This window comes from Moorena bouillonii PNG (genome assembly GCF_001942495.1).
Classification (GTDB): Bacteria; Cyanobacteriota; Cyanobacteriia; order Cyanobacteriales; family Coleofasciculaceae; genus Moorena; species Moorena bouillonii.
In genome coordinates, this window is record NZ_MKZS01000001.1 from 2,833,057 (window position 1) to 2,839,782 (window position 6,726).

At 46.7% G+C, this 6,726-nt stretch carries 8 protein-coding genes; 6 read left to right on the forward strand and 2 right to left on the reverse strand.

Annotated features, from left to right (window positions below; translation table 11 throughout):
* The 4 genes from BJP37_RS41930 to BJP37_RS43485 all read left to right on the forward strand — a co-directional run.
* A partial coding sequence (locus tag BJP37_RS41930) for a hypothetical protein (protein ID WP_214607756.1) occupies positions 1 to 180 on the forward strand: 180 nt, incomplete at its 5' end.
* Between the two features lie 21 nt (positions 181 to 201).
* Complete coding sequence (locus tag BJP37_RS11615; protein WP_075898923.1) at positions 202 to 1,554, forward strand: DNA cytosine methyltransferase; 1,353 nt, start codon at positions 202 to 204, stop codon at positions 1,552 to 1,554.
* A 196-nt stretch (positions 1,555 to 1,750) separates the two neighbouring features.
* Positions 1,751 to 1,957 carry a hypothetical protein gene (locus BJP37_RS11620; protein ID WP_070392609.1) on the forward strand — a complete coding sequence of 69 codons (207 nt, stop codon included), beginning with the start codon at positions 1,751 to 1,753 and terminating at the stop codon, positions 1,955 to 1,957.
* A gap of 805 nt (positions 1,958 to 2,762) precedes the next feature.
* Complete coding sequence (locus BJP37_RS43485) at positions 2,763 to 2,894, forward strand: hypothetical protein (RefSeq protein WP_269086988.1); 132 nt, start codon at positions 2,763 to 2,765, stop codon at positions 2,892 to 2,894.
* Here BJP37_RS43485 and BJP37_RS39010 read toward each other — a convergent pair.
* Positions 2,843 to 4,717, reverse strand: a complete 1,875-nt coding sequence (locus BJP37_RS39010; RefSeq protein WP_158069540.1) for an autotransporter outer membrane beta-barrel domain-containing protein — start codon at positions 4,715 to 4,717, stop codon at positions 2,843 to 2,845. The two genes, BJP37_RS43485 and BJP37_RS39010, sit on opposite strands and share 52 nt — an antisense overlap.
* A gap of 51 nt (positions 4,718 to 4,768) precedes the next feature.
* On the reverse strand, positions 4,769 to 6,073 hold the full coding sequence (locus BJP37_RS11630; RefSeq protein ID WP_075898927.1) for a filamentous hemagglutinin N-terminal domain-containing protein: 1,305 nt from the start codon (positions 6,071 to 6,073) through the stop codon (positions 4,769 to 4,771).
* On the opposite strand from BJP37_RS11630, the gene BJP37_RS39015 reads away from it, so the two are divergent.
* Entirely contained in the window at positions 6,072 to 6,368 is a 297-nt protein-coding gene (locus BJP37_RS39015; protein ID WP_075898929.1) for a hypothetical protein, read from the forward strand. The two genes, BJP37_RS11630 and BJP37_RS39015, sit on opposite strands and share 2 nt — an antisense overlap.
* Positions 6,369 to 6,370: 2 nt before the next feature.
* The gene (locus tag BJP37_RS11640; protein WP_075898931.1) at positions 6,371 to 6,631 is read left to right on the forward strand and encodes a hypothetical protein; all 261 of its coding nucleotides are present in this window, start codon (positions 6,371 to 6,373) and stop codon (positions 6,629 to 6,631) included.
* Positions 6,632 to 6,726 lie beyond the last annotated feature (95 nt).

Sequence of the window (6,726 nt, forward strand, 5' to 3'; positions counted from 1 at the left end):
TCTTGGGAAGGCAGCGCGGTCTTGGGGGTCCCCCCCATGAGCGACTGCCGTGGTTCCCCCCACTCGCTATTGCATCAAGACAGTGTCCATATAATTTGCCTATTGTCTATGCAGCGCGATGTAACAAGCTTTTTCATTACCTGTTCCCTGTTCCCTGTTCCGAAGCGTGCAGCGCAATAAAATTAGATTACCATAAACGGCATGGCAAATTTCTCTCATCGACCGTTAGCCGTTGATTTATTTGCTGGTGCTGGTGGTTTCTCCCTAGGGATTGAGCAGGCGGGGTTTGATGTTGCCGTTGCCGTTGAACAAGACCCAATTCATGGGGCAGTGTATGCCTTCAATTCCCCCCAAACCAAGGTTTTATGTACCGACGTTGCTACCCTGTCTGGTCAGGAAATTCAGAAAGCCCTGAGGGAGTGGGCAAGTCAAAGGGGGCAAAACCAAGACTGTAGAGAGGTTTCATCGCAGGTTTCTACCATTGATCTAGTGATTGATCTAGTCATTGGTGGACCCCCTTGTCAGGGATTCTCCTTGATCGGTAAGCGTCAAGTAGATGATGCACGCAATAATTTAGTGTTTGAGTTTTGCCGTTTGGTCAAAGAACTCCAACCACGCTATTTTGTGATGGAGAATGTTCCAGGCTTAGCTCAGAACAAATACCAAGACCTGTTCGAGCAGCTCATCAGTGAGTTTAAAGCAGCTGGCTACAGGATAACTGAGCCAGTCAAGGTATTGAATGCAGCAGATTTTGGCGTGCCTCAAAAACGGCGGCGGTTGTTTTTACTGGGTTCTAGGCTTGGGGAAACACCAGTGGTTTATCCTGACTCAGAACTAGGCTCTCACCAATGGGTAACTGTTAAGGATGCGATCGCAGACTTGCCTAACTTAGATGATTTTCCCGAACTCCAGAAAAGCGATTGTGTTGAACTAACACCAGAACAGCTAGACCTGCTCCAAGCCTTAGCCATGCCCTATGTCGAAAAGTTACGGGATTTAATCACCGATCCTGGTAACTTTGCTTATCCCCGCCAGTGGAATCCTCAACTATTGACCAGTTCCCTGCAAACCCAGCACACGGAAACCTCCATTGAGCGGTTTAGAAACACACCCATGGGGGAGGTAGAAAGTACCAGTCGCTTACGACGCTTACACTGGGATAAACCATGCCATACCCTCAGAGCAGGTACTGGTTATAAAAACGGTCGCTATACCTCTCCTCGCCCCATTCATCCTGATTACCCAAGGGTGATCTCCGTGCGAGAGGCCGCTAGACTGCACTCATTTCCAGATTGGTTTCGCTTCCACCACACCAAATGGCATGGATTTCGACAGGTCGGTAATGCTGTACCACCACGATTAGGACGGGTTTTGGGTAAACAAATTATGACAGCCTTGGCCCAGGAACCATCAGTGCCAACCACAATTATAAAGCTCTCAGATACCAAACTGTTAACCTTTAAACAGTTTCAGGCATCCAAATATTGGACTATATTAGTATTTATTCCTTTTCTAATTTGCTGCTTCCTTCCTCCTGTCGTTCTCTTGTCCTAGAATCAACATGCTGTATATCACGACCGTCAACGCTGATCGGCTACTAGTTTGCCATCGTTGTAACTCAGATCACAGCTTAACCGCGATCCCATCACAACACATCGTGAGCTCGAATCACTACTAGCTAGGACTCTCTCTCACAGAAGATCTCTTCAAAATTGCCGATAGTTAAAATTACAGAGATTATGTGGAGCCCATGAAACCTTCTCAAGTGATCTTCCCCAAATTCCCGGTTAAGCAAATAGCTCAGCGTATTATTCATATGCGCCAAATTACCCGCATTGACCAACAGCTCTTTATGTCAGCTTTACGAGGCAAGGCATCACTTTCACTAGAAGAGCAAACCCTAGTCCAAGAGATTCATGACCGTTTGAACCGTGGATTGATTCGAGTAGTGGAATAAACTATATCACTTCTGGTCATGATGGTCAAACCAATCAAATCTAGGGGCGCTTCCCTTGCGCCCGAATCCTGTGCGCTCTTTAACCTGTGGTTGGCAGCAAGTGATATAGCGCTACGCTTAGGGTCAGAAGTTATAAGTCAGAAGTCAAAAGTAAGCTAGGACTAAGTTTCGGAGTTTAGGCAGAAACCAGCTATGCTGAAGTAAAGGAGTAAGGTTTAATCCCAGAAGGTTTTTGATCACTTCTTGATGCAAAGCGCGAGTGGGGGAAACCCCCAAGACCGCGCTGGCTCCCCAAGACCGCGCTGCATCGCTAATTATGCGGACATGATTATATCAAACAACCCCCAACCTGGAATTATATCATCTCGGCATAATTACCCTTAATACAAATTTTGACCAGCACCTGAGCACCCCATCTTCTGCTACGCTATCACTACCGAGATCGAAAATAGATCAGCGTTTATCTGAGTTTTTGTTATTATTAGATTTTGTGAGTTGATAGTTGCATTGAACTCTGGCTGATCGTTTCTTGTCAGCCAGGTGCAACTTTTCTTGTTCCCAAGGCAGGTTACTGGCGAGATGCCAGTTCTACCTAGGGTTTGCTGAAAAAGTCTTTTGGTAAGGGATTGAGTCAGGAGTCAGGAGTCAGGAGTCAGGAGTTAGGAGAATTATATAGAAGGTAGTCCGAAGAATTCTCCCTTGATTTTTCTGCCCTTGTCTGCCCAAAATCCTAACTTTTTGAGCTTTTTGGACCGATTTGCTTGCACTTTTTTCGACCCAAAAAGGCGAAAACCTTTATCTGTCAATGCGCATGAGAGTTAATCAGCAAGCCCTACCGATTCCCGATTCCCGATTCCCGATTCCCGATTCCCGATTCCCTACTCCCTACTCCCTACTCCCTCCTCCCGAATGGCAATCAAGATGGGGCAATATCTGATCAACAGGAGTACCCCTAAACGGATGGGCCGTCAGAATAATCGTACCATCCTTTGCTGTTACCCAGCCAAGGGCTTCGATAATCACTTTTTTTTCTTGGGGAGGTTGAGGCTGTGTTACTGAACGCGATTCGTGGCCAAAGGCCAATGGTGGCTGCTGTAATGGTTTTCTGCTGCTGGCTAAGCCAGGACGAGTTCGCCACCCCACTGTTCTGTGGGCATTAATCACCGGATCTTCTGGAGTCGGTGGTAAACCCCCTTTTCCGGTAATGAAAAAGGAACTGCCGCCAGCAATCCGATTATTCTCAAAGCCACAAAGGTCATTAGCCAGGATAGCTTCTGCATCTACCGGGCTTGCTGGCAATTCGGTTAAGCCTGAGGTGGGGTCTAGCTGTGAGATGTTGATTTCCACATCACCGCTGAAGGATGGGCCACGTTTGGAGGTGGCGGTGATGTCATTGTCTGGAGTTGGACGGTCTCGAAACTCTAAGCCAAAGATGCCTTGGGCTTTAATGGTCACACTACCTCCTTGCCCTTTGTCAGCATTGGCGTTGATGTCGCTATTTCCGAGACCGACTAAGGTGTCTGTATCAATAACTATATTGCCGCCAGTTGTGGTATTCCTAGCTTCAGTTATAATCAAGCTTCGGTTGAGGAGTCGGATGTCACGGGAATATAGAATAATATTGCTGTCGTCTCCTGCTGCTGTTTCTGCTGTGATTCTGCCATCGTTGTTAAGGAAGATGGAGTTGGCATTAATCTCTACCGTGCCTGCTGAACTATCCTGTTCAAAGCTTTTAGTACTAACTCGTGCTCCATCAGAGACCATTAACTGCCCAGTGGTAATATTCAAATTTCCTGCATTTCCTGTTGCTCCCCGATTAACTTGAGCAAACAAGCCGCTGGGAGACTGATCATCGGCTGATCTACCAATAAGTTGAACAGTAGAGGAGGCATCGACAGTCAAATTTCCCCCGTTCCCAATACCAAAAGTGTCAGTTGAAACTTGTGCTCCATCAGAAACCATTAACTCCCCAGTGGTAATCTTCAAATTTCCCGCTTTTCCTGTCCCTTCAGTTTGAGTAGTCAAGAGGCTGCTAAACTCACCATTGGCTGAGGTACCAATCACTTGAACAGTAGAGGAGGCATCGACAGTCAAATTTCCCCCGTTCCCAATACCAAAAGTGGCAGCTGAAACATCTGCTCCATCAGAGACCATTAACTTGCCAGTGTTAATACTCAACTCTCCCGCATTTCCTGTCCCTTCAGTTACAGTAAACAAGCCGCTGACAATCCGACCCGAGGCTGAGGTACCAATCACTTGAACCCTAGAGTCGGCATCCACTGTCAAATTTCCCGAATTTCCTTCACCAAAAGTGCCAGCTCCAACTTGTGCTCCATCAGAGACGATTAACTCCCCAGTGGTAATATTCAACTCTCCTCCATTTCCTGTCCCAAAAGTAGTAGTAAACAAGCCGCTGGGAAACTGACCATCAGATTTCGTACCAATCACTTGAACAGTAGAGTCCGCATCCACAGTCAAATTTCCGGCATTTCCTTCACCAAAAGTTAAAGCTGAAACAACTGCTCCATCACAGACGATTAACTGCCCAGTGGTAATACTCAAATTTCCGGCATTTCCTTTTGAACCTCGATCAGCTTGAGCAAACAAGCGGCTGGCAAACTGACCATCGGCTGAGGTACCTATCACTTGAACCGTAGAGTCGGCATCCACAGTCAAATTTCCCCCGTTCCCTTCACCAAAAGTGCTAGCTGAAACTCTTGCTCCATCAGAGACCATTAACTTCCCAGTAGTAATACTCAACTCTCCCGCATCTCCTGTTCCAACAGTTTCAGCAAACAAGCGGCTGGCAAACTAACCATCGGCTGAGGTACCTATCACTTGAACCGTAGAGTCGGCATCCACTGTCAAATTTCCCCCATCCCCTTCACCAACAGTGGCAGCTGAAACTTGTGCTCCACCAGAGACGATTAACTCCCCAGTGCTAATCCTCACATTTCCCGCTTTTCCTGTACCTTGAGTTTGAGTAGTCAAGAGGCTGGCAAACTGACCATCGGCTGATCTACCAATAAGTTGAACCGTAGAGTCGGCATCCACTGTCAAATCTCCCCCGTCCCCTTCACCAAAAGTGCTAGCTGAAACAACTGCTCCATCAGAGACCATTAACTGCCCAGTGGTAATACTTACATCTCCCCCCTGTCCTGAGCCAAATACATTCGCAAATATCCTAGAACCACCCTCAAGGCTGAGCTGAGAAGCCTCAACCACTATCCCACCCCCACTTCCACTCCCGTTAGTATCTGCAAATACATCAGAGCGATCGCGTAAACTCACATTAGCTCCTTGCACCTGGATACTCCCACCACTTTCGCTACTGGTAGTGACAAGAGCACCCTCGGACAAACTAATATCCTGAAACTGTTGAACTGCTGAATAATCCAACACAAAACTTGTATCGGTTGGGGTCAGCTTCACCATACCATTAGAACCAACACTCCCCAGCTCAATCCGTCCATCCAATGCACCTAGAGCACCACCAGGAATAGTAACCTCACCACCAATCAGCCCTAAGGTTTGACCATTTGGTACCTGAAACAGACTAGACTGATTAGTAATAGTCCCTGGAGTTGAACCATATTGCAACCCAGAGGGAATATTAATCGTCAACAACGGTTTCCCATTCGGATTTTTAGCACTGAATACTGTGCCATCTTCAAACAACACACTATCAGCCGTACTCCCAAAAAATGAGCCTCTGATATCTAGTCTGCTATTGGGACCGAAGAAAATACCGTTGGGATTGATCAAAAATAAATTAGCATTACCCAATACCCCTATAGTGCCCAAAATATTGGAAACATTTGTTCCAGTTACCCGACTCAGGATGTTGGCAACTCCAGCAGGATTTGCCAAATAAACTCGCCCAAACTCAGCCACATTGAAATCTGAAAAGCTGTGGAATAGATTGCTTTCTCTAATCGCACCACCTTCTATCAAATCGGCTAGGGCACCCTTAACATCGACATTGGGCGTTACTACAGACCTTTCATTTCCCAGGCTATTATCTGGAGTGATTTGTCCTAATGCCGTAGTTGCAGCGAGTAGAGAATAGAGAACAAAATAACTTGCTTGCAGAAATCGGTAAACCAAAGCTTTCATGTTTATCAATCAAAATGCTCCCGATGCCTGGGATTATTCCATAAAATACCTGTTGATTCTGTTAAGTTTTATAGCGCTATGGGCAAGGCAAGAGGCAAGAGGCAAGAGGCAAGCAAGGCAAGAGGCAAGAGGCAAGAGGCAAGAGGCAAGAGGCAAGCAAGGCAAGAGGCAAAAGTGGAATGGGCATCATCGTGGAATGGGCATCTTGCCCGTTTCATTTTCCGGCGGGCTATCTCAACACTGGCGACCGAGAAGTGGTAACAACCAATGCATCAGCCATGGGTATAGGTGTTGACTATGGGAAATAATATTAAGTTATCTCCTGTAAAGGGGACCAAGAGCCAGCCTTCCAGCCTGACGAAAACTCTAAGGCTGGCTCTCCCCGTGGATTTTATTTTGTCCACAATTTTAGTTTACCACAAAAAATATATAATTATAGCATATTTTGAAAATTTTTGTAACAAATTTTTTTTGAGGGAGTCGGGAGCAGGCGGTGTAGGGTTTGTGATAGTGATTTTGTCTTGGGATTTAGCTGGGGGAAAGCGCGTTCGCTTTTAGCGGAAGCTTTGCTTCATCGCCTTTGGCGGAAGCTGAGGCCGTAGGCCACGCTTTGCGTTCGCGTAGCGTCGGCTTTGCCGAAACGCTTCATCGCG

Bases quoted from the DNA above. Each gene is read 5' to 3' on its own strand.
- BJP37_RS11615 (WP_075898923.1), top strand. From the start codon at position 202: ATGGCAAATTTCTCTCATCGACCGTTAGCCGTTGATTTATTTGCTGGT.
- BJP37_RS39015 (WP_075898929.1), top strand. From the start codon at position 6,072: ATGTTTATCAATCAAAATGCTCCCGATGCCTGGGATTATTCCATAAAA.
- BJP37_RS11630 (WP_075898927.1), bottom strand. From the start codon at position 6,073: ATGAAAGCTTTGGTTTACCGATTTCTGCAAGCAAGTTATTTTGTTCTC.
- BJP37_RS11640 (WP_075898931.1), top strand. From the start codon at position 6,371: ATGGGAAATAATATTAAGTTATCTCCTGTAAAGGGGACCAAGAGCCAG.
- BJP37_RS43485 (WP_269086988.1), top strand. From the start codon at position 2,763: ATGCGCATGAGAGTTAATCAGCAAGCCCTACCGATTCCCGATTCCCGA.
- BJP37_RS11620 (WP_070392609.1), top strand. From the start codon at position 1,751: ATGAAACCTTCTCAAGTGATCTTCCCCAAATTCCCGGTTAAGCAAATA.